The sequence below is a fragment of the Burkholderia sp. 572 genome (assembly GCF_040545135.1).
Classification (GTDB): Bacteria; Pseudomonadota; Gammaproteobacteria; order Burkholderiales; family Burkholderiaceae; genus Burkholderia; species Burkholderia cepacia.
The window spans coordinates 205,536-228,150 of sequence record NZ_JBEPLH010000005.1 but is presented as its reverse complement, the minus strand read 5'-3'; the positions used below and the strand labels follow the sequence as shown (position 1 = coordinate 228,150).

Here is a 22,615-nt window from a genome sequence, read left to right as displayed (position 1 = left end):
TCGCTCAGAACGTGATCGTCGTACGCGCGCCGAGCACGAACGTGTTGCGCAGCGGCTGCGTCGCGTCGCTCGGGTTCTGGCCGGCGCCCGCGTTGAACGTGTACTGCGCGTCGGCCTGGACGATCCACCACGGGTTCACCTGGTACTGGTAGGTCGCTTCGAGCGTCGTCTCGCGGGTGCGCACGCCGTACGGGCCGGTCGCGAACGTCCGCGCGGCCTGGTCGAGGTCGGTCACGTGGTTGCCGACTTGGATGTACGTGACGCCGAGGCCGACGCTGTCGTTGTCGCGGCCTTCGAACGGCGCCTTCAGCACGATCCCCGCATTGGCCGAGAAGCTCACCAGGTTGCGGTCGCCCGGCGCGCCCATCACGCGCGCGAACACGCCGAGGCTGCGCGGGCCGGTCGGGTCGGGGCGCCAGATCATCTGGTCGGCCACCGCGTAGAAGCTGTAGTCGCCGTGGCGCAGCTGCGCGTTGCCGTTCGACGTGGGATCGGAGAGCGACAGTCCGTCGGTGCCCACGTTCTGGTCCGCGAAGCGGCCGTTGTGATACCAGACGCCGATCTTGTAGGTGCCCGGCAGCCCGTTCGAGCGGCCGGTGTCCATTTCGCCGTCGGACGGCTGGTTCAGCGCGTACTGCAGCTCGCCGATATAGAGCGTGCCGTTGTGCAGGTTGAAGCTGGTGCCGCTGAGGTTGTTCGGGTTGTTGCCGAGCGGGTCGCCGTCGAACACGCCCGCGAGCGCGGTGAGCTTCGGCGTGATCTGCGCGCGCACGCGCACGCCGAGGCCCGCGAGCGGATACGCGGGGCCGCCGTTGGGCAGGTCGTACGACGGCAGTGCGGGCCAGCCGAACATCGTGTTGACGAACGTGTTCGCATACGTGCTGACCATGAATTCCTGGTCCAGGCTCTGCTGGCCGATCTTCACGTCGACGCGCTTGTCGAGGAACGACTGCTGGTACCACAGCTCCCACAGGCGCGTCGTGCCCTGCGCCTCGATGCCGCTCGCGGTGTTGAGCGTGCCGAGGTTCCGCGCGCTCAGGTTGGTGCCGTGGATCTGCAGCGCGCTGACGTTGAACGTGCCGCCGGCCAGGCCGATCGCCTTCTGCGTGTCGACCGTCAACGTGGCCGTCGTCAATCCGTCGTACGCGCCGCCGCGGTTCAGGCCGCCGCGCAGGTTCGCGAGGTATTCGCTGGTTTCGGTGATCTGCAGCGTCGCGCCGTACTTGCCGAGCCACGGGCGGATGCCGCCCATGTCGCCGAGCAGGCTCTGGCGCGTCCAGATGCCGGTCCACATGTTGGTCGGCTTCGCCTGGATCGAGAGGTCGGCCTCGGGTGCTTCGGGTTGTGCGTCGACGGGCACGTCGGCGAAAGCGGCGCCGCTCGCGAACGACGCGCATGCGAGGATGGCCGCGCAGGCGGCGGGGCGCATCCGGGCACGGACGCTGTCTCCCTGGAACGACGCAAACTTCATATCAAATCCCTGGTTTTAATTAGTGTGGAGTCCTGCTTGTCGATCGCTGTCCGGACGCTCGGCTCCGATTGGCCAGGGCACGAAGCGAAGCGCAACGCGGCGCATCGTAGGAGTGTCAAATGGGAAAGTCAATGTAAACGAGAATGATTCGCATTAAATTACCGAATGTAATCCAGGGGCTTACGGACAGGGCGTTTGGCGTGTTTAGTGCAGAGGTAAACCGTAAATATCGGCGTAATGAAAATGAATGCTTGGATGCGAGTCGATGGATCTGCGCGGTGGGGCGCGCGAGGTATTCGGCTGGTGCCAGAGGGGGGGCAGCGGACGGAAGCGGTGCCGTTACGGAAGTTTTTGTGTGATGGCGTCGATCGCAGGAACTCCGTGCTTTCCCGGTGTCCCAACGGGGCTGGATGAGATTTCTGGGCCGCGCGGGCCTGCCAGGTTGGCCCGCGGGCGCTCCTCAGGGTTTGCGTTGTTAAGGGATTATTTGTCGTATTCGTGCGGGTTCCGGCGGCTGACGTCGAGGCTCGTTCAGATTCGGACGGCCCTGTTGTCGAAGCAAGGCTTCCGGACGAGGCACGCTTCCGTCGTTGAGTCGATGGTTCGCATGATTTTGAATGGCCGGTTATCGCAGGCCGGTGACGGTGATCGCCGAAGGCCGCAAATGCCTCCCTCTTTCTGAATGTGACAATCGTTCAAATCTCGTCGTGTGACGACGCGTACCATCGTTGTTGCTCCGTAACTGGAGCACTTCCCCTCGGATTTGACGCCAAGCTCACGCTTGGCTTTTTTCTGATCGAGGGTTTTTGCGGGGCAGGATGCTTTCGGACGGCATCCGGTTACGACCGATCGCTGGATCGAGTCTGTTCAACGACGGATCGAGGTCTGGTTGAATTTTCAAACCGACACGTCGACGTTGGAAGGGCCCCAGGAAATTCCCGGTTTCCGACGCGCGCCCCATGCAACGTTGGCAAATCGGCATTGAGGCGGTAATGGATATCCAGCGTCCATCTTCCGGGTCCGAGCTGCGCTGCGGAACGTTCACTGCTTTGGACTGCTGATCGGGGTTGCCGTGGAATCGAATCTTGAAGATATCCAGTTGTGCTATGACAAGGCCATCGAGGCTTATAACGCTGGCCAGCCTGAACTTGCTCTTCGGCTGGTCGAAGACGTTCTGAAGGAGTACCCGTCGAGCGGTGATGTCCTGCATCTGAGAGGGCTGATCGCTCTGTCGTTGAATGACGTTGAGGAGGCCGAGGACTGGTTCACACGGGCTATTGATGTGTCTCCTGATGCCACTTTCTACAACAGCCTGAGCGTGACGCAAGTCCGATTGAACGCGTTTCCTCAGGCGGCAGCAAGCGCGCGAAGCGGTCTGGCGTTTGCCGAAGATCATCAGCCGGATCTGGACACTTCGAAGCTGCTGTATAACTTGTTTATGGCCTTGGATCTGGATGACAAGCCGGAAGACGCCCGTGATATTTGCCGACGCATGATCGAACGTTATCCAGCGCGTCCGGATGCTCATAGCAATCTGGGCGTGAGTTTCTACCAGTTAGGAAAAATCGATCTGGCGATCAATGCGTATCGTCAAGCAATCAAGTTGAATCCAAACCATCTCGTAGCTCACGCCAATCTCGGATATGCATTGCTTTGCGCCGGCGACTATGGGGAAGCGTGGCCACATTTCGAACACCGATGGGCAACCATTCGAGAGGGCGATTCGCCTTCAGGGATCAAGCCTCCTGCTATTTCGATCCGTCGATGGCTGGGGCAAGCGCTACCGCCAGGGGAAAACCGCCTGCTCGTTTTTGCCGAGCAGGGCTTTGGCGATACGCTGCAATTTTGCAGATATCTCGAAATGGCCCTCGGACATTTCACGGCAGTTGGATTCATATGCCCGAAACCGCTGCGCCGGTTGCTGACCGATTCATTCTGCTCCCGGTGGCCGAATCTGACGCTGCTCGAAGACAAGCCATTCAACGCGCTTCGATGGGACTGGTATTGCCCGCTCCTGTCGATGCCCATGGCCTTCGGAACGCGAGTAGACAACATTCCCGTCAACTTGCCATATTTGCACGCTGATCGGCGACGATCGCGAAAATGGTCATCGAAAGTGGCAACCTTGTTACCAGGGACTTTGCCTCGCATCGGGGTGGTCTGGGCGGGAGGGCATTTGGCCATGCCCGAAGATCGACGGCGCAGTATCAACCTGGAGACGATGGCGCCATTGCTCGCGTGGCCTGGTGCGCACTGGATCAGTCTGCAGAAGGCAGAAGACATTTCGAAAGCGTTGCCCCACGAGAAGTACCCGCATGTAGTCGACTGGATGCACGAGGTGAGGGATTTTGCCGATACCGCGGCCCTCATCGACACACTGGATCTTGTCATTTCAGTCGACACTGCGGTCGCTCATCTTGCGGCAGCCATGGGTAAGCGCGTTTGGTTACTGAACCGATACTCGGGGTGCTGGCGCTGGTTGCGCAATCGTGAAGATAGTCCGTGGTATCCCGGCATGCGAATCTTTACCCAAACCACGCGCGGAAATTGGTCCGAGGTAATCGAGCGCGTCTTGTCCGAACTGGAGTTCAACGCTACGGCTTTCTCGGCCGAGAGGGCGCATCGGCGCGACTAGTCGACCAAGTGGAGCAAGCGGAACCGTCTCTCGTGCCATTCCAGCGGGCGGTTTTCGGGGGGGGGGCAGGCGACCGTGCCGGGCGACGCGAACGCGTGAATCGTCGAGAGTCCACTCCAATCTGATGATGCTTCGGTATCTTGGGTGAAGTCGGGTTCTTGGAATATTACTCTGCATTCCTGATAGTTTGGGTGGCAAGAAATTGAAGCTGACCTATTCCCCGAAGATCAACGAAGAACCTCTTTACAGGCAACAAGTGAGATCGCCGCAGATGCGTTCGGGGATCGTCGAAAGGCTCGGTTTGCCGTCGCGACTCGAGATAGCCAACGACCGATGCGCCTCGTCATGCCAACGGCAACTTCATCGCGATCCACGGCATCAAGAGCGTCGCGACCGTCACCAGGACGCATTCCGTGGCCGGCCATCGGGCGATCGAATCGCGTCGAGCCTTTCGGGTGTGATTCGAGCGTCCATGCACGGTCGCCCGTGCGGCTCGATTGGCGCATTCGTTCAAACGATGCAGGGGGAGGCGCAGAAATGAATAAGGCAATGCTCGGAATGTGCGGACTTCTGATCTGCGGGCTTGTCGTGACGCTGGTGGTTGTCCTCGAAACGGCACCGAAACCGCGGGCGAAAATCACGCAGGTCGCGGCCAAACCGGTGAAGGTGAGGTGAGGATGCGTGTCCTGTTGACATTGTGGGGGAGCGCGATTGCGCTGGCCGTCTGCGTGGCCTGGCTAGCCGATCGCCCCAAACATGGTGAGCTCATGCCCCTTGCGGCTCGACTGATTCAAGGTTCGACGAAGCCGGTGACCAGGCCGCCGCGCGAGCAGGCTCGGTAACGGCGGTTCGTGCAGTCCCCCGTGCCGGTCACGATCGTACCGATGCCAGAAGCGACGTTCCGATGTGAGGTTGAAAAATGCAACATTCCCTGTATCGAATTCTGAGCGTCACGGCGTTCGCCTGGAAATTGGCGGTACCCGCTGAGAGGGTAACCATCGGCAACGGCGCTTCGATCAACGATGCCGGCTGCCGTATCGTGCAACCAGCACATGGTTTGCGCAGCGGTCAGGGTGACACCATTTCCTGACTGCAAGCCCTCGGTGTTCACCCGGCAGGAACGCAGCTTGACAGCCCCTCGGTCACGTAGGTTGTCTTTGGCGCGGGTAACGGCAGCCGCTATTCTGCATCGTGCGTGAGGTTGGGATCGAGCAACTCCAGCCGATAACCGTGATTGTAGACAGCGCGAAGTCGAACACCGTTTTCGGGGCCGATTCGCAACTTCGATCGCACACGATAGATATGCGTATCGAGCGTTCGAGAAATATGGTCGCTATGGCGGCCCCATATCGACTTGATCAATGCTTCTCTTGGCATCGCGCGGCCACAGTTTTGAAACAGGGCGACGGCGACGTTGAATTCTCTCGATGTCAGTTTGATCGGCTCATCGCTCAGGAACGCGGTTTCGGTCACGAGGTCCAGACGATAACGCCCAATGTTGATCGATGTTGGCGTTGCGTTCACTGGATAGGCACGCCGCAGGAGCGCGCGTACTCTTGCGATCAGTTCATGGCGACGAACGGGCTTGACCATATAGTCGTCGGCACCTGCATCGAGCGCAATGACAAGCTGCTCCTCGCGCACTCGATTCGTCAGGAACAGCACGGGGAGATCTCTGCCCACTCGCGCACGAATCCAGGCGAGGACTTCCAGTCCGGAAATATCCGGCAGGTTCCAGTCGAGCACAACCAGATTGAAGTTGTCGGTTTCGAGGAGGCGTATGGCTTCCGCACCCCGTGTGGCGCCTCGGACATCGAACCCTTCGGCGATCAGGGAATCGCGGATGAACGCCGCCTGTGCTGGCTCGTCGTCAACGGCAAGAATCTTCATTGGCACCATTTTTATCGTGTCGTTTAAATCCGGGAATACCCTCGTGCATGGGGTGGTTTGGTGGCCGGATTTAACTGAAAGTAAATTGAAACAATATGCCTGGGCCTCGTGCGCCTGGATGGCATGACTGATTTGCGAAATAGAGTGGCATTTTTTGGCTGTTTTTTTGTCAACTTTTATGAACGGAATAAATTCTAGGGCGTGATTGATTCGTGACAAATGTTGTCAATTTCAATTTGCCCTCCATATAGCATGCTTCATGTGGATTGATGAAGCGGGTGCGATTGCCTTTCAGGCGAATTTGCCGTCTGAATGGTTTGTATGACGAAATAGATGTGGGTCATTCGCCATTGATGGCGTTGAAGCATCCGGAAATATTTTGCGGCTGATAGCGATGGACAGGCGAGTGGCGAGCGGTTACCAGATTGCCGTCTCGATCAGAGTCTATTTCCAAGAATGGCGAGACGTGATTATCTAAATGCGTAACCTGGAGTCGTATCGGCGGTATTTGGAGAGACGGGCGAAGCTGGAGTCGCGGATTGCCGAGGAGCGGCGAGCGGCTGCGGAGGAAATTTTGCTGGAGATCAGATATTGCGTCCGCGAGTTTGGTTTTTCTCCTGAGGATATTTTCGCGGTCGATGTCCTGCGTCGTGCGACCAAACGGCGCCCCCGCTATTTCGATCCCGTTAGCGGAGCAACGTGGTCAGGGGTGGGTCGCGCGCCCGAATGGATTCGCGATAAAGATCGCAAGCAGTTTGAGATATCCAATTTCGAGCGTGAGGATTGAGGCATTTGATCTTTGCATTGAAGTGAAGGTCCGGTGTTTGGTGTGCCGAGGCGTTTCCGTGGCTTGCGAAATTGGCAGTCGGACTCTGTAACGCTGTCGATAGCCTGTATCAGGGGATACGGGCAGCGGCATCTGTTGATGCTGACGGTCGACAAGCTGCATCCGGTATCTGTTGTCGTGAAATTCGGCATGAGCGGTCAGTCGGGTTGCTATTGGGCCGCATGCTTTGAGGAGCGAGATGATCGCCGTGGCCGTGCGTACGGCCTCGATCGAAACGTCGACGAGTGAGCAGGTCGCTTGGCCCTTCTCAGTTGACTTCGATCTGTTGCGGTCCAGGCATTTCGATAAGCCGAGCGTAGCGCTCAACAGGGAGGGCTTTATGGTCAAACACAACAGGATGTTGCACACAGAACGTGACCAGCGGGTATTTGTCGCGGAGCAGATAAGTCTCGACAAGCTATAGCGGGCTTTGCATGACGTCCCGATTCGCCGGCTCCATCTCCACGAGACCGGCCTTTGCGGATCGTCGTAGCTGGTTCTCGGGAGGTTGCGTCAAGAAATCGAACCGTAGGAACTACCGACGCATTGTTCCTGGCGCTCCAGACCACGGCGCGAACGCATTGATCCGTGTCACTCATGTACGCACAACATCATCGGCCTCAACGTCGTCCGCTTCATTGGCGATCTGCTCGCGGAGGATGATGAGAGTCCAACCGTGATCGCGATCGATCACGGCAATGACGAAGCGGCGGGAAGCCAGTCGATGTCAATTAATAAGTTTTCCTGACTATAAGTGTGGAAAAAGCACCAGGCCAAAAAGTTCGAGATCGTGTGGCGACACTTGAAATATGGATGGTGACGCTCCACCCCACGAACCACGAGAGCCGTTGACGCGAAGCATGCCAATCCGATGATCGGCGAGAGCGTCAAATTCTAAAAAGTAATATCGGGTACCTAATTACCATGAATAAAATTTATCGAAGCATATGGAATGAGGCGCTGGGTGTGTGGGTGGCAGCGTCCGAGCTGACGAACGCGCGCGGTAAGGCTTCCAAGAGCGTTTGCGAGCAGGGAAGTGTGAATTCGCCTGGCCAGAGCGTATGCCGTGTGCCGACGATGCGGCTTGCGCATGGCGTGTTGGGATTTCTGGCTGTGGCAGGAATCTTGACCGTGGGCGTGTTGCCCAACGAGGCATGGGCGGGTGCGATTGAGAACTGTAATGGCACTCCTTCGTCCACGGCGTCTATTAGCGGCTCGAACATTAGTGTAACGAGCGTTAACGCTGTCAACGGTGAGGGGGCCTGCGCAAGCGGAGGCACGGGGGTAGTCATCTCGGAGAATCCGAGTGCTAACGGCGGTGTAACTGGCACTAATGCCTACATGTTGGTCGGGGCGACCGGAAGTAATGCCGCGGGCGCGATTACACTGTACGGCCCAAGCGGCATAACGCTGAACGCTGGTACGAGCGGCACTATTAACCTGAAAAACACGACGTCGCTGAACAACAACAAGATCACGAATTTGGCGCCGGGTACGAATCCGACCGATGCGGTGAACTTTTCCCAATTGACGTCGTTGTCCACGTCGACGTCGACGGGCCTGTCGTCGGCTGTTAGCTCGATTACGTCGTTGTCGACGTCTACGTCGACCGGTCTCTCGTCGGCCAGCAGCTCGATCGGCTCGCTGTCGACGTCGACCTCGACCGGTTTGTCGTCGGCGAACAGCTCGATTTCTTCGCTGTCCACCTCGACCTCGACGGGTATCAGCTCGTTGTCGACCGGGCTGAGCTCGACCAATAGCTCGGTGTCGTCGCTGTCGACTTCGACGTCGACCGGCTTGTCGTCGGCGAACAGCTCGATTTCTTCGCTGTCCACTTCGACTTCGACGGGCCTGTCGTCGGCGAATAGTTCGATCACGTCGCTGTCGACCTCGACGTCGACGGGTCTGTCGTCGGCGAACAGCTCGATCTCCTCGTTGTCCACGTCGACCTCGACGGGCATAAACTCGTTGTCGACCGGCCTGAGCTCGACCAATAGCTCGGTGTCGTCGCTATCGACTTCCACGTCGACCGGCTTGTCATCTGCGAACAGCTCGATCACGTCGCTGTCGACCTCGACGTCGACGGGTCTGTCGTCGGCGAATAGTTCGATCACGTCGCTGTCGACTTCGACGTCGACGGGTCTGTCGTCGGCGAACAGCTCGATCTCCTCGTTGTCCACGTCGACCTCGACGGGCATCAGCTCGTTGTCGACCGGGCTGAGCTCGACGGATAGCTCGGTGTCGTCGCTGTCGACTTCGACGTCGACCGGTTTGTCGTCGGCGAATAGCTCGATTACCTCGCTGTCGACCTCGACTTCGACGGGTATCAGCTCGTTGTCGACCGGCCTGAGCTCGACCAATAGCTCGGTGTCGTCGCTGTCGACTTCCACGTCGACCGGCTTGTCGTCGGCCACCAGCTCGATTTCTTCGCTGTCCACCTCAACGTCGACGGGTCTGTCGTCCGCGAACAGTTCGATCACGTCGCTGTCGACCTCGACGTCGACCGGTCTGTCGTCGGCCACCAGCTCAATTTCTTCGCTGTCCACGTCGACCTCGACGGGTATCAGCTCGTTGTCGACGGGCCTGAGCTCGACGGATAGCTCGGTGTCGTCGTTGTCGACTTCGACGTCGACGGGTCTGTCGTCCGCGAACAGCTCGATCACGTCACTGTCGACCTCGACGTCGACCGGTCTTTCGTCGGCGAACAGCTCGATTTCTTCGCTGTCCACCTCGACGTCGACGGGTCTGTCGTCCGCGAATAGCTCGATCACGTCGCTGTCGACCTCGACGTCGACCGGTCTTTCGTCGGCGAACAGCTCGATCTCTTCGTTGTCCACGTCGACCTCGACGGGCATCAGTTCGTTGTCGACGGGCCTGAGCTCGACGGATAGCTCGGTGTCGTCGCTGTCGACTTCCACTTCAACGGGTCTCTCGTCCGCGAACAGCTCGATCACGTCGCTGTCGACCTCGACGTCGACCGGTCTGTCGTCGGCCACCAGCTCGATTTCTTCGCTGTCCACGTCGACCTCGACCGGCATCAACTCGCTGTCCACCGGCATCAGCTCGGCAAACAGTTCGGTTCTGTCGCTGTCGACTTCGACGTCGACCGGCTTGTCGACGGCCACGAGCTCGATCGGCTCACTGTCGACCGGCCTGAGCACGGTCACCGCCACGACCAACAACCTCGGCAATAGCACCGCCACGGCACTCGGCGGTGGTGCGGCCTACAACCCGGCCACCGGCACGATTTCTGCCCCCTCCTACACCACGTACAACGCAAATGGCACGACCACCACGGCCAACAGCGTCGGCTCTGCGATCGACAATATCAACAGCCAGGGCATCAAGTACTTCCACGCGAACTCGACCGGCACCGACAGCACCGCGACCGGCACCGACGCCGTCGCCATCGGTAGCGGCGCCGTCGCCGGCACCAACAATTCCGTCGCGCTCGGCGCCAACTCGCAGACCGCTGCCGCCAATCCCACGAGCAGAGCGACCGTCAACGGCGTCACGTTCGGTGGATTCACAGGCACCGCACCGGTCGGCACCGTAAGTGTCGGCAGCGCGGGCAACGAGCGACAAATCACCAACGTTGCCGCCGGCCAGGTGACGCAGACCAGTACCGACGCGGTCAACGGCAGCCAGCTTTATTCGGTTGCACAACAGGTTGGTACTGCGACCAGCGCCATTTCGTCGTTGTCGACCGGCCTGAGCTCGACGGATAGCACGGTGTCGTCGCTGTCGACTTCGACGTCGACCGGTTTGTCGTCGGCCAACAGCTCGATTTCTTCGCTGTCCACGTCGACCTCGACGGGCATCAGCTCACTGTCGACCGGCCTGAGCTCGACGGATAGCACGGTGTCGTCGCTGTCGACCTCGACGTCGACCGGCCTGTCGTCGGCGAACAGCTCGATTTCTTCGCTGTCCACGTCGACCTCGACGGGCATCGGCTCGTTGTCGACCGGCCTGAGCTCGACGGATAGCTCGGTGTCGTCGTTGTCGACTTCGACGTCGACCGGTCTGTCGTCGGCGAATAGCTCGATCACGTCGTTGTCCACCTCGACTTCGACGGGCATCAGCTCGTTGTCGACGGGCCTGAGCTCGACGGATAGCACGGTGTCGTCGCTGTCGACTTCGACGTCGACCGGCTTGTCGTCGGCCAACAGCTCGATTTCTTCGCTGTCGACCTCGACGTCGACGGGTTTGTCGTCGGCGAATAGCTCGATTTCTTCGTTGTCCACGTCGACCTCGACGGGCATCAACTCGTTGTCGACTGGCCTGAGCTCGACGGATAGCTCGGTGTCGTCGTTGTCGACTTCGACGTCGACCGGTCTGTCGTCGGCGAATAGCTCGATCACGTCGTTGTCCACCTCGACTTCGACGGGCATCAGCTCGTTGTCGACGGGCCTGAGCTCGACGGATAGCACGGTGTCGTCGCTGTCGACTTCGACGTCGACCGGTCTGTCGTCGGCCAATAGCTCGATTTCCTCTCTGTCCACGTCGACCTCGACGGGTCTCTCGTCCGCGAACAGCTCGATCACGTCCCTGTCGACCTCGACCTCGACCGGCCTCTCGTCTGCCAACAGTTCGATCTCCTCGCTGTCCACATCGACCTCGACCAGCATCGGTTCGCTGTCGACCGGCCTGAGCTCGACCGACAGCACGGTGTCGTCGTTGTCGACTTCGACGTCGACCGGCTTGTCGTCGGCGAATAGCTCGATCACGTCGTTGTCCACCTCGACTTCGACGGGGATCAGCTCGTTGTCGACTGGCCTGAGCTCGACGGATAGCTCGGTGTCGTCGCTGTCGACCTCGACGTCGACGGGCTTGTCGTCGGCCAACAGCTCGATTTCTTCGCTGTCCACCTCGACCTCGACGGGTTTGTCGTCGGCGAATAGCTCGATTTCTTCGTTGTCCACGTCGACCTCGACGGGCATCAACTCGTTGTCGACGGGCCTGAGCTCGACGGATAGCACGGTGTCGTCGTTGTCGACTTCGACGTCGACCGGCTTGTCGTCGGCGAACAGCTCGATCACGTCGTTGTCCACCTCGACTTCGACGGGGATCAGCTCGTTGTCGACTGGCCTGAGCTCAACCGACAGCACGGTGTCGTCGCTGTCGACTTCGACGTCAACTGGCTTGTCGTCGGCCAACAGCTCGATCTCCTCGCTGTCCACGTCGACTTCGACGGGTCTGTCGTCCGCGAACAGCTCGATCACGTCGCTGTCGACTTCGACGTCGACCGGCTTGTCGTCGGCGAACAGCTCGATCTCCTCACTGTCCACGTCGACCTCGACCAGCATCGGTTCCCTGTCCACCGGCCTGAGCAGCACGAACAGCACGATCCTGTCGCTGTCCACCTCGACGTCGACCGGTATCGGCTCCTTGTCCACGGGCCTCAGTTCGACCAACAGTTCGATGACGTCGCTGTCCACGTCGACCTCAACCGCGATCGAAGCCGCGAAAACGCACTACTACAGCGTCAACGACGGCGGTACGCAATCCTCGAACTACGCCAACAGCGGGGCGACCGGTCTCTACTCGCTGGCCGCCGGCGTAGCCGCAACTGCCGCGGGCGCAAGCAGCGTCGCGGTCGGCTACGGCTCGAACGCACAATCGGACGGCTCGGTCGCGATCGGTCAAAGCGCATCGGCAACAGGTGGCAAGGCCGTGTCGATCGGCTCCGGCAATACCGCGAGCGGCGACGGCGCGGTCGCGATCGGCGACCCGAGCGTCGCGACCGGTACCGGCGCAGTCGCGATGGGTGCGAACGACACGGCGACCGGTACCGGCGCAGTGGCGCTCGGCAACGCGAGCACGGCAACCGGCAACAGCGCGCTCGCACTCGGCAACTCGAGCCAGGCCACCGCGGACAATACGATCGCACTCGGCAACCAGGCCACGGCCAGCGCCATCGGCGCGCAGGCCTACGGCTCGGGCGCGACGGCCAGCGCCACCAACGCGCTCGCGCTCGGTTCGAATGCCACCGCGAACGTTGCCAACTCGATCGCGCTCGGTGCGAACGCGGTCACCGGCAATGCGGTCGCGGTGTCGAGCGTCACGGTCGGCGGCGTCACGTACTCGGTCGCCGGCACCAGTCCGGTGGGCGTTCTGAGCGTCGGTGCGCCGGGCGCGGAACGCCAGATCACGAACGTCGCTGCCGGCCAGGTCTCGGCCACCAGCACGGACGCGATCAACGGCAGCCAGTTGAACGCGACGAACCAGGCGGTCAACAACCTGTCGACGTCGACCGCAACGAACGTCGCATCACTTTCGACGGGTATCAACTCGCTGTCGACGGGCCTGAGCTCGACCAATAGCAACGTGTCTGCGCTGTCCACCTCGACCTCAACCGCGATCAACGCGCTGTCGACATCGACGGCGGCCGGTCTCAGTTCCCTGTCCACCGGCCTGAGCACGACGAACAACAGCGTGGCCTCGCTGTCGACTGGCGTGACGAACATCAACAACCAGTTGAGTCAGCTTTCCACGTTGATGACGACGAACACGACGAACACCGCCGGCGTCGCCGCCGACATGAACGGCACCGGCTCCGACAAACCAACCGTCACTGCCGGCTCGAACTCGGTGGCAATCGGCGCGAATTCGAACGACGGCGGTCGCTCGAACGTGGTGTCGGTCGGCAGCGACACGCAGCAGCGCCAGATCACGAACGTCGCGCCGGGTACGCAAGGCACCGACGCGGTGAACGTGAACCAGCTGACGCAGGTGCAGACGACGTTGTCGACGGCACTGTCGGGCCAGCAGGCGCAGATCAACTCGCTGGGTTCGCAACTGCAGCAGACCGACCAGATGGCGAAGCAGGGTATCGCAGCCGTCGGCGCGATGGCGTCGATCCCGCAGCTCGATCGCGACGCCAACTTCGGGATGGGTGTGGGCACGTCGACCTTCCTCGGCCAGAAGGCGATGGCGGTCAACATGCAGGCGCGCATCACGGACAACCTGAAGGCGTCGATCAACGGCGGCTTCAGCGGCGGTCAGAAGGTGATCGGCGCCGGCATGCTGTATCAGTGGAAATAATTGCATGTTCGCGCACGGCCGACTGAAAGCCCGGAGCGGGAGCAAGGCGTATCGGCGGGCACCGGAATTTCGAGTGCGTGCATTGGAGATCGCTGTGGATGGTGCGGCCGTGCGTTGCAATACCGATGATCTTGTCGAAGACGCGGAGCGTGGATTGGCGCGGAAGGAGTTCTTTTTCGTTTATCAGCCAAAGCTCCGCCTTCAGACCGGATTGTTGTCCGGATTCGAGTCATTGATACGCTGGCAGCATCCGGAGCGCGGCGTGTTGATGCCGGCGGCGTTCATTGACCTCGTCGAAGATTCGCATCTGACAGGCCGATTCACTGATTATGTGGTCGAGGAGTCCGCGCGCGTGCTCGCCGGTTGGGCTGCGCTCGGCTATGACGAATTGTCTCTGTCCGTCAATTTGCCCGCTCATGAAGTCACGCGGCCGGGAATGGCAAGAAGACTGGCGCTCGTTCTGGATTCCTACGCCGTCCGTGCCGCGAATTTTCAGATTGAACTGACGGAGTCCATCGATCCTGGCCCGATAGAGGCACTTGCCGCGGCCGTGTCATCGATTCGAGATCTTGGGGCGAGCGTTGCGATCGATGATTTTGGTTCGGGGTGCTGGTCGTTGACCAAATTGCATGGCCTGGCTGTCGATACACTCAAGCTGGATCGATCCTTCATGCGCGACGTTCATGAAAGTGCTGAATCGAGAGCGATGGTCGAAGCGCTCGTCGAGCTTGGGAGCCGCTTGAAGAAGAACGTCGTCGTGGAGGGTGTCGAAACCAGGGCTCAGTTCGAGTGGCTGAGAGAAATGATGCAGATTGATTGCCAGGGATACTACATCTCCGAACCCGTTCGAGAGGAGCAGGTGGATCGATTGATCGAACGATGCGGAATTCCGGGGTGAAGCGAGGGCGTTGTTGTTCAGGGGAATCCACTTGACCGCGGCCTGGCAGGGCGTGACGAGTGTTGCACTCCGTGACGGGTCGACATGGGCGGGGTGTCCACGCGATGCCTTCAGGGGATGATGCCGTTGCGTCAAAACCGGCATGCTTACGAGCGAGCGTGCGCATTATTTGCCGGGCATAGGCGCAGGCTCGACTCATCGAAGGCGCGGGATCGAACGTGCCATGTGACGCATGAAAGGACAGGCCGCAACCTTGATTCGATATCGCGAATCGAAACCGAAAAGTACGATCAGGCCGATACTCGCGAGTGATGCGGTTCAAAGTCGCGAGTAAAGCAATCTCGCGTGAATGCGTCGATATAGTCCATCATCAAATCGGATGAGCGTCCGGCTTCCTGCTCGTCACCGGCAGCGACTGCGCGCGCGACTCTCGTGTGCTGCAGGCTCGCCGACGGCAAATCATCCAGCTGCTTGTGATACATGAAGTAAAAGCGTCGCGACAGGGCGTGTAACGGCGCGATGGCCTCGGCGGCGAACCGATTCCGTGAAAACTGCGCGATGAGTTGATTGAGCGCATAGACGCATCTCAAGTAGGCGACGACGTCTCGGGATTCGCCTGCCGCGTCGAGTTTTTGGGCGATTTCGCGGATCTGTTCGCGCTCCTCCGGCAATGACCGCCGTGCAGCGCGTTGCGCGATGAGGCGTTGGAGTTCACGGCGCGTTTCGAGTACGAGCAACTGATCATGAATGTTCGGGACGGTGATCATGATGCCGTGTCGCGGAACGATCTGAAGGAGATGCGACGCAGCCAGTCGTTGCGCGGCCTCGCGAACCGGCGTTCTCCCGGTATTCAGCTTTTCTGCGAGAGAGGCCTCGGACCAGACGCTGCCGGGTGCAAGCTCCAGCGTGACGATGAGTTCCTCGAGTTTCTCGTGGGCTTGTTCGGCCAGGGTACTGCCAGTCAGTCCGTTCATTTGCCTAAGTGTTTGCCTGAAGAATATCACTAACATATTAGTCAGGTCCCCCCTTGTTTTCAACTCGAGACTTAAAAAGGGCAAGGTCAAGGAACGGGTTTACCCCCCTTTGATCTCTGGCAGGTGTCTCGATATCCTACTGATATGTCAGTAACATTTGAGTGGCATGGTATGTGGATGCGCCATTTCAAGCCAGGACGGGCCATGAGTTTGCTCGACGCGTCGTTCGCTATCGAGGCCGGCATGAAATGGCAATCCAGGCGCCGGCTTGCCTGGCAGGCTCGCGACGGTCTGCCAATCCGCATCGTCGACGCCGCTCTTTGGTGTTGGGCACGGAACAGCGGGTACTTGGAGAAGTTGATGACGGGCAAGGTTGCAAGGTCGTGTATCGCTGGATTTTGAGGTTGATGTTGGGGTGAGGCGAGGTTGGTTTCAATCGGTCGGCATTATCAAAAACAAGACATAAGTTCAGACCTGTGTATTCAGGCGATCGATTTGGAGTGCGATGAAAATCATTCGGGTCGACGAAGGCTGGGGGTGTTATGAGTATCTTGTTAGTGGAAGGGGATCACGATCAGGCGTCGGCCCTTGAAAGGGCGCTGCGCGGGTCGGGTCAGGAAATTTTCCGGGTGTGCGATAGCACGCGGGCTGTTCAGTTTCTGAAAAAGGAGAGGGTCGAACTCATTGTGCTCGATTGGCGAATTCCAGATGCCAACGGCCTGAATTTGCTGCACTGGATTCGGGCCAACGTCGGAGACGAACCGGTCGTTTTGTTCCTTGCCGCGAGAACGCTTGAAGCAGATGTTGCCGCCGCGCTGGACGCAGGAGCCGACGAGTACATCGGCAAGCCGTTCCGCGAGATCGAGTTGGCCGCTCGCGTCAACGCGCTGTTGCGTCGAAATGGCCGCAACAAGAAACCCGACAGCAGGGTCGAGGTCGGAGCGTATGTGTTGAACCCGCTGGCGCGCACAATCGCCGTGCACGGAAAGATCATCGACTTGACGGCAAAGGAATTTGCGCTGGCAAATTTCCTGTTCACCAACATCGGGAGCGTGCTTTCCCGGGATTCCTTGTCGACGCTGGCGTGGGGGCGAGCGCTCGATGGAACATCGCGGAGCCTCGACACGCACATCTATCGACTTCGACAAAAATTGGCGCTTCGTCCGGAAAACGGGCTTCAATTGAGTGCCGTGTATACGCATGGCTACCGGCTCGATATGGTCGACGACTTTTCAACGGCGGAGAATTTTGCGGCCCCCGGCCCGGTCCCGCAGCGTGCGATTGCCGAGAGCCCTGCTTCCGCGCTGGTTTAGACAATTCCGGGAAATTCGTCCGTCTAATTGTGTGAAGGTGATCCGGGCTGCTCTCGGCGGTTATCGCGCGGGCAGCCCGTTTCGCGCCAGCGATTTCGTGGATCCGATGCATGACGTGTCGACGGGCAGGTCGTCCGGGTCCTGTGCGATTCCGTGCGCCAGCCATGGCGCAGCAAGATGATGAACTTCTCTTGTCTAGAGGGGACGAATGCGGGGCGGTGCCTCCTTCCCGCGGGCGCAGTGGGGTATTCGTACCCCATATAATTTGCCTGGGTTTGCCCGGATACGCGGGATATCCCTGAGGGATCGTGGCCGTGTGGTTTTCCGGTGGGGACGGATCGGGCAAGTGGCGCGCGGCGTCTTCCAGGTTTCTCGGGCTGTCGCCCGGGTTTATGTCCAAGCCATTGTTTTTGCAGGACATATGGGGGGTTCCTGGTTCGTCGAGGTTGTCCCGGGTTCACGTTCGGGTGAGCAACGTTCGAGGTCGAGCGGGCTTCGCCGGCCCGAAAAAAACCGTCAATCCCCCTTCTTGAATTTGTCAAAACCCGTCCATATAATTAGCACTCGCTGCACGAGAGTGCTAACAATTCTCTGCCGGGCGATAAGCCGGGCAGATTCCCTAAGCGTTCTTCAATCTCAGTCAAGAGAGGAGTGAATATGAACCTTCGTCCTTTGCACGATCGCGTGATCGTCAAGCGCCTGGATCAGGAAACCAAGACCGCCTCGGGCATCGTGATCCCCGACGCCGCTGCTGAAAAGCCGGATCAGGGCGAAGTCCTGGCCGTCGGCCCGGGCAAGCGTGACGACAAGGGCGCCCCGATCGCGCTCGACGTGAAGGTCGGCGATCGCGTCCTGTTCGGCAAGTACGCAGGCCAGACCGTGAAGGTCGACGGCAACGAACTGCTGGTCATGCGCGAAGAAGACATCATGGCCGTGGTCAACGCCAAGTAAGCGTCCACCGACGGTACATATTCCCAAGAATTCAAGGAGTTAGAAGATGGCAGCTAAAGACGTCGTATTCGGCGATTCCGCCCGTTCGAAGATGGTCGAAGGCGTGAACATTCTCGCCAACGCAGTCAAGGTCACGCTGGGTCCGAAGGGCCGCAACGTGGTGCTCGAGCGCAGCTTCGGCGGCCCGACGGTCACCAAGGACGGTGTGTCGGTCGCGAAGGAAATCGAGCTGAAGGACAAGCTCCAGAACATGGGCGCGCAAATGGTCAAGGAAGTTGCTTCCAAGACCAGCGACAACGCAGGCGACGGCACGACGACGGCAACCGTCCTCGCGCAATCGATCGTTCGCGAAGGCATGAAGTACGTCGCATCGGGCATGAACCCGATGGACCTGAAGCGCGGCATCGACAAGGCAGTCGCAGCGGCTGTCGACGAGCTGAAGAAGATCAGCAAGCCGTGCACGACGAACAAGGAAATCGCACAGGTCGGCTCGATCTCGGCGAACAGCGACACGTCGATCGGCGATCGCATCGCTGAAGCGATGGACAAGGTCGGCAAGGAAGGCGTCATCACCGTCGAAGACGGCAAGTCGCTGGCCGACGAACTCGACGTCGTCGAAGGCATGCAGTTCGACCGCGGTTACCTGTCGCCGTACTTCATCAACAACCCGGAAAAGCAAGTCGCCGTCCTCGACAACCCGTTCGTGCTGCTGCACGACAAGAAGGTGTCGAACATCCGTGATCTGCTGCCGGTGCTCGAGCAAGTCGCGAAGGCTGGCCGTCCGCTGCTGATCATCGCGGAAGACATCGAAGGCGAAGCGCTCGCAACGCTGGTCGTGAACAACATCCGCGGCATCCTGAAGACCGTTGCGGTCAAGGCGCCTGGCTTCGGCGATCGTCGCAAGGCGATGCTGGAAGACATCGCGATCCTGACGGGCGGCCAAGTGATCGCCGAAGAAACCGGCCTGACGCTCGAGAAGGCAACGCTGGCAGAACTGGGCCAGGCGAAGCGCATCGAAGTGGGCAAGGAAAACACGACGATCATCGACGGCGCAGGCGAAGCCGTGAACATCGAAGCACGCGTGAAGCAAGTGCGCGCGCAAATCGAAGAAGCGACGTCGGACTACGACCGTGAAAAGCTGCAAGAGCGCGTGGCCAAGCTGGCCGGCGGTGTTGCAGTGATCAAGGTCGGCGCAGCGACCGAAGTCGAAATGAAGGAAAAGAAGGCACGTGTCGAAGACGCACTGCACGCAACGCGCGCAGCTGTGGAAGAAGGCATCGTGGCAGGTGGCGGCGTTGCGCTGATCCGCGCTCGCACCGCGATCGCAGGCCTGACCGGCGCGAACGCCGACCAGAACGCCGGCATCAAGATCGTGCTGCGCGCAATGGAAGAGCCGCTGCGCCAGATCGTCACGAACGGCGGCGAAGAAGCCAGCGTCGTGGTGGCGGCAGTTGCTGCAGGTACGGGCAACTACGGCTACAACGCAGCGACGGGCGAGTACGTCGACATGGTCGAAGCCGGCGTCGTCGACCCGACCAAGGTCACGCGTACCGCACTGCAGAACGCAGCTTCGGTTGCAGGCCTGCTGCTGACGACGGACGCAGCTGTTGCCGAACTGCCGAAGGAAGATGCACCGATGCCGGGCGGCATGCCGGGCGGTATGGGCGGCATGGGCATGGACATGTAATCGACTTCGGTCGATGGTGTCCGGAGCGCGCAGCGATGCGCGTTCCAGCCAAAAGAAAAGACCCGCAGCGATGCGGGTCTTTTTTTATTGGTGCCGTTGAATCGGCGGCGGGCGCGGGACGGCCGGGGTGCGGCAAGGATGGCGCCGCGAGTTCGCCGCGACGGCGGGACGGGCCCGCCGTGTCCGGCTCAATGCCGGTGCGACGTCCTCGGCACCGGGTCGACCTTCACCGCCGGCGGGGTATCCGCGTCTTCATTGCTGCGCGCCCAGAAGAACCGGTCGGGCAAATACGCGCCCATGCCGGGCCGGAACGCGTCACGCACGGCCTGGTACAGGTATTCCTGTGCCTCACGAACCGCTTCGGGCGGCTCCTGGCCGTTCGCGAGCAGTGCCGCGATGGCCGCGCCCAGCGTGTCGGTGATGCCCATCAGCCGATGCGGCGAACGATCCCACATGTCCTCGCGCAACTGGCCTTCTTCGCCGTACAGCGTGTTGACGAGCCGATGCGAGCCGGTCTCGGACGACAGGATGTACTCGCAGCCCTGCGACAGCAGGTGCGACACGGCTGCGTCGAGATTCGGCGCCTCGGCGTCGCCGTCCGGCTGCGCGAGCGCGATCAGCGTCGCGTAGTCGGCAACCAGCAGCGTGGTTTGCGGCGCGAGCAGGTCGGCGATCGATTCGCGCAGGTCGTCGGCGGCGAGCACGTGTTCGTCGTCGAGCGTGAAGTCCGGCGCGAGTACGAGCGGCACGCCGTCGTAGTCGGCGACGACCTCGGCGATCGCGCTCACGACTTCCGCACGCGTCGCCGCGCCGATCTTGAACGCGGCAACCGGCATGTCTTCGAGCAGCATGCGCGCCTGGGCGGCGACCACGTCGGGATCGAGGCCGGTGACTTCGTCGCAGGCGGCCGAGTCGCGCACCGTGTAGCCCGTCAGGACGGACACGCCGTGACAGCCCATGCTCGCCAGGGTCATCAGATCGGCTTGGAGGCCGGAGCCGCCGGTGGGATCGGACAGGCCGAAGGTGAGGACGATCGGAGGGGCGTTGCTGGACATGTAAAAATGGGGCAAGAGAAAAACGGGAAAGCGACGGACATGCGGACGGCGAGGCGAAATGGGCGTTTTCGGCCCTGTGTTGCCCGGCAGGCCGCACTTTTCAGCCATTATGCGGCGGAATCCGGCCCGCACGACGGATTTTTTAGCGCAGCGCAACGTAGTCGCCTTACTCCAGCGCGATTGCTAGGCAGTCCGGCCCCGACACGGTACCATCATGGCTCCCGAATTTACCGACTTTCCCGACGCGGCTTAAGATGGAATACAAGAGCTGGATGTGCCTGATTTGTGGCTGGATTTATGACGAAGAAGCCGGGCTGCCCGAAGAGGGCATCGCCCCGGGCACGCGCTGGGAAGACGTCCCGATCAATTGGACGTGTCCTGAATGCGGCGCCCGCAAGGAAGACTTCGAGATGGTCCAGATCTGACCGGACCCTCGGCCCACGGCACACAGCTCAGGCCTCGCATCGGCCCGGCGCTCGCGCGCCGAGGCCTGCGCGAGCGGCTTGACGATGACAGGCGCGCGTGTGCATGAGGCCCGAACCGGCGAACGTTCCCCACCCTGACGCATTGCCCAACCCGCGCGGCGGGGCCGTGCGCGCGGCCGACGCGTGGCTTGCGGCGGCTGCCGACGCGTTCGAGCGTCGCGACGACGCGGCTGCGCCGCTGTCCGCCGCGGCGGCCGTGCTGGCGGAAGCCGGCTGGCTGCCGGCCGCGCGATTCGCGGGGCAGTTGTCGGCCGCCGTGCCGCTCGTCGCCGTCGAGCCGACTTCGGCCGGCTGGCGGGCCGCGCTGCGCGATTTCCGCGCGGCCGTCGGCCGCCACAACCTGCGCGAGCTCGCCTGCTCGCCCGTTCTCTTCGAGCATTTCCGTGCCTTGCGCGCGCAAAGCGCCGCCGACCTGCGCGCGAGCGCGCCGCTCGACGCGCTCGCGCTCGTCGGCCGTGCGGTGCCGCCGGCCACGCTGCGCGCGTTGCCCGATGCGTTTGCGACCCGGATTCGTGCCCGCTACGAACAGGCGCTGCTTGGCGTGCTGCGCGCGGGACACGGCGCGCCTGATGCGGCACTCGCCGAACTCGACGCGATGCTGGCCGTGCTGGCGGGCGACGATCCCTACGATTTCTGGCGGCTCGCGGCCGCGTGCGTGCGCGCGCTGCGCGCCAGCGGCGCGCCGGAACTGAAGCGCTTTCTCGCGCGGACGAATTTGCTGCTCGGCGAGCACGCGCAGGGCCGGCGCAGTGCGCCGCCGGAACTCGTGCGCGAGACGGTGGCGCTGCTGTGGCGCGATTTCGCGCTGTTCGGCGCCGCAGCCGAGGATGTCGCACTCGTCGACGTGCTGCACGACTACGGGCTGACGGTCGACTGGCACGTCGCCGGCACGCCCGCATCGGAGGCGCTGTGGGAGGCCGATGCCGCCCGGGCCGAGCACGATGCGGTTGCCGCCGCGCCGACCCGCGCGCTTGGCGTCGTGACGGTCAATGCGCATGCCTATGAGGATTTCCTGCAGACGGCCGATGCGTCGATGGCCGACCTCGCTGCCGATCCGGCCGCGGCCGACGCGGGGGCCGCGTGGCACGCGTCCGGCGCTGCCTACCGGGTCGGTACGGCCGCATGCGCGCTCGGGCTCGGCCATGCGGCGCTCCTGGCCGACACGCTGGGCCTGGCGTGGCGGCGTGCGGCGCACGGCGTGCCGCTCGCCGACGGCGGCCTCGATGCGCACGGCCACGCCTCCGACATGCTTCGCGCGGCGCTGCTGAAGATCGCGGCCGGCGTGGCGCCGCCGGACCTCACCGCGGCGTCCGGCGCGCTCGGCGCGGCGCTCGGCCGGGCCTGACGAACAGGGGGACGAGCAAGGGGACGAACACGCGGCGGCGG

The 22,615-nt window shown here is 61.4% G+C and carries 17 protein-coding genes; 13 read left to right on the top strand and 4 right to left on the bottom strand.

The window, feature by feature from the left end:
• Positions 1-4: 4 nt before the first annotated feature.
• A complete protein-coding gene (locus tag ABIC51_RS11980) occupies positions 5-1,471 on the bottom strand; it encodes a carbohydrate porin (RefSeq protein ID WP_175897884.1) in 1,467 nt (488 codons plus the stop codon).
• Between the two features lie 1,072 nt (positions 1,472-2,543).
• Between ABIC51_RS11980 and ABIC51_RS11975 the strand changes: the two genes are divergently transcribed.
• From ABIC51_RS11975 to ABIC51_RS11965, 3 genes are all read left to right on the top strand, one after another.
• Positions 2,544-4,106 carry a tetratricopeptide repeat protein gene (locus ABIC51_RS11975; RefSeq protein WP_175897883.1) on the top strand — a complete coding sequence of 521 codons (1,563 nt, stop codon included), beginning with the start codon at positions 2,544-2,546 and terminating at the stop codon, positions 4,104-4,106.
• Positions 4,107-4,643: 537 nt separating this feature from the next.
• A complete protein-coding gene (locus ABIC51_RS11970; RefSeq protein WP_155627520.1) occupies positions 4,644-4,781 on the top strand; it encodes a hypothetical protein in 138 nt (45 codons plus the stop codon).
• A gap of 244 nt (positions 4,782-5,025) precedes the next feature.
• A complete protein-coding gene (locus ABIC51_RS11965) occupies positions 5,026-5,196 on the top strand; it encodes a hypothetical protein (RefSeq protein ID WP_155627521.1) in 171 nt (56 codons plus the stop codon).
• Between the two features lie 89 nt (positions 5,197-5,285).
• Here ABIC51_RS11965 and ABIC51_RS11960 read toward each other — a convergent pair whose 3' ends face one another.
• Positions 5,286-6,215, bottom strand: a complete 930-nt coding sequence (locus tag ABIC51_RS11960; protein WP_226129593.1) for a response regulator transcription factor — start codon at positions 6,213-6,215, stop codon at positions 5,286-5,288.
• A 259-nt stretch (positions 6,216-6,474) separates the two neighbouring features.
• Here ABIC51_RS11960 and ABIC51_RS11955 point away from each other — a divergent pair, with 259 nt between their 5' ends.
• From ABIC51_RS11955 to ABIC51_RS11940, 4 genes are all read left to right on the top strand, one after another.
• Positions 6,475-6,783: an H-NS histone family protein gene (locus ABIC51_RS11955; protein WP_167562607.1), complete on the top strand. Its 309-nt coding sequence runs from the start codon at positions 6,475-6,477 to the stop codon at positions 6,781-6,783.
• Positions 6,784-6,921: 138 nt separating this feature from the next.
• On the top strand, positions 6,922-7,071 hold the full coding sequence (locus tag ABIC51_RS11950; protein ID WP_175853333.1) for a hypothetical protein: 150 nt from the start codon (positions 6,922-6,924) through the stop codon (positions 7,069-7,071).
• A gap of 675 nt (positions 7,072-7,746) precedes the next feature.
• The gene (locus ABIC51_RS11945) at positions 7,747-13,866 is read left to right on the top strand and encodes a YadA-like family protein (protein ID WP_175897945.1); all 6,120 of its coding nucleotides are present in this window, start codon (positions 7,747-7,749) and stop codon (positions 13,864-13,866) included.
• Positions 13,867-13,870: 4 nt separating this feature from the next.
• Entirely contained in the window at positions 13,871-14,764 is an 894-nt protein-coding gene (locus ABIC51_RS11940) for an EAL domain-containing protein (RefSeq protein ID WP_175897882.1), read from the top strand.
• Positions 14,765-15,054: 290 nt separating this feature from the next.
• Here ABIC51_RS11940 and ABIC51_RS11935 read toward each other — a convergent pair whose 3' ends face one another.
• Entirely contained in the window at positions 15,055-15,738 is a 684-nt protein-coding gene (locus ABIC51_RS11935) for a GntR family transcriptional regulator (RefSeq protein WP_175862076.1), read from the bottom strand.
• 204 nt (positions 15,739-15,942) lie between these two features.
• On the opposite strand from ABIC51_RS11935, the gene ABIC51_RS11930 reads away from it, so the two are divergent.
• The 4 genes from ABIC51_RS11930 (at position 15,943) to groL (ending at position 19,689) form a co-directional block, all read left to right on the top strand.
• Positions 15,943-16,140 (top strand): hypothetical protein, encoded by a 198-nt coding sequence (locus ABIC51_RS11930; RefSeq protein WP_027788206.1) that lies wholly within the window; start codon positions 15,943-15,945, stop codon positions 16,138-16,140.
• A 140-nt stretch (positions 16,141-16,280) separates the two neighbouring features.
• Positions 16,281-17,051, top strand: a complete 771-nt coding sequence (locus ABIC51_RS11925; RefSeq protein ID WP_175897881.1) for a response regulator transcription factor — start codon at positions 16,281-16,283, stop codon at positions 17,049-17,051.
• 657 nt (positions 17,052-17,708) lie between these two features.
• On the top strand, positions 17,709-18,002 hold the full coding sequence (gene groES, locus ABIC51_RS11920) for a co-chaperone GroES (protein WP_011351136.1): 294 nt from the start codon (positions 17,709-17,711) through the stop codon (positions 18,000-18,002).
• 46 nt (positions 18,003-18,048) lie between these two features.
• Positions 18,049-19,689: a chaperonin GroEL gene (groL, locus tag ABIC51_RS11915; protein ID WP_021163332.1), complete on the top strand. Its 1,641-nt coding sequence runs from the start codon at positions 18,049-18,051 to the stop codon at positions 19,687-19,689.
• A gap of 188 nt (positions 19,690-19,877) precedes the next feature.
• On the opposite strand, the gene ABIC51_RS11910 is transcribed toward groL, so the two are convergent.
• Entirely contained in the window at positions 19,878-20,744 is an 867-nt protein-coding gene (locus tag ABIC51_RS11910) for a hydroxymethylpyrimidine/phosphomethylpyrimidine kinase (protein ID WP_027788204.1), read from the bottom strand.
• A 254-nt stretch (positions 20,745-20,998) separates the two neighbouring features.
• Here ABIC51_RS11910 and ABIC51_RS11905 point away from each other — a divergent pair, with 254 nt between their 5' ends.
• Both ABIC51_RS11905 and ABIC51_RS11900 read left to right on the top strand, forming a co-directional pair.
• Positions 20,999-21,169, top strand: coding sequence for a rubredoxin (locus tag ABIC51_RS11905; protein ID WP_004186709.1), 171 nt, complete (start codon positions 20,999-21,001; stop codon positions 21,167-21,169).
• A gap of 103 nt (positions 21,170-21,272) precedes the next feature.
• Positions 21,273-22,574: a FimL-related protein gene (locus ABIC51_RS11900; RefSeq protein ID WP_060372244.1), complete on the top strand. Its 1,302-nt coding sequence runs from the start codon at positions 21,273-21,275 to the stop codon at positions 22,572-22,574.
• The last annotated feature ends 41 nt before the right edge of the window (positions 22,575-22,615 follow it).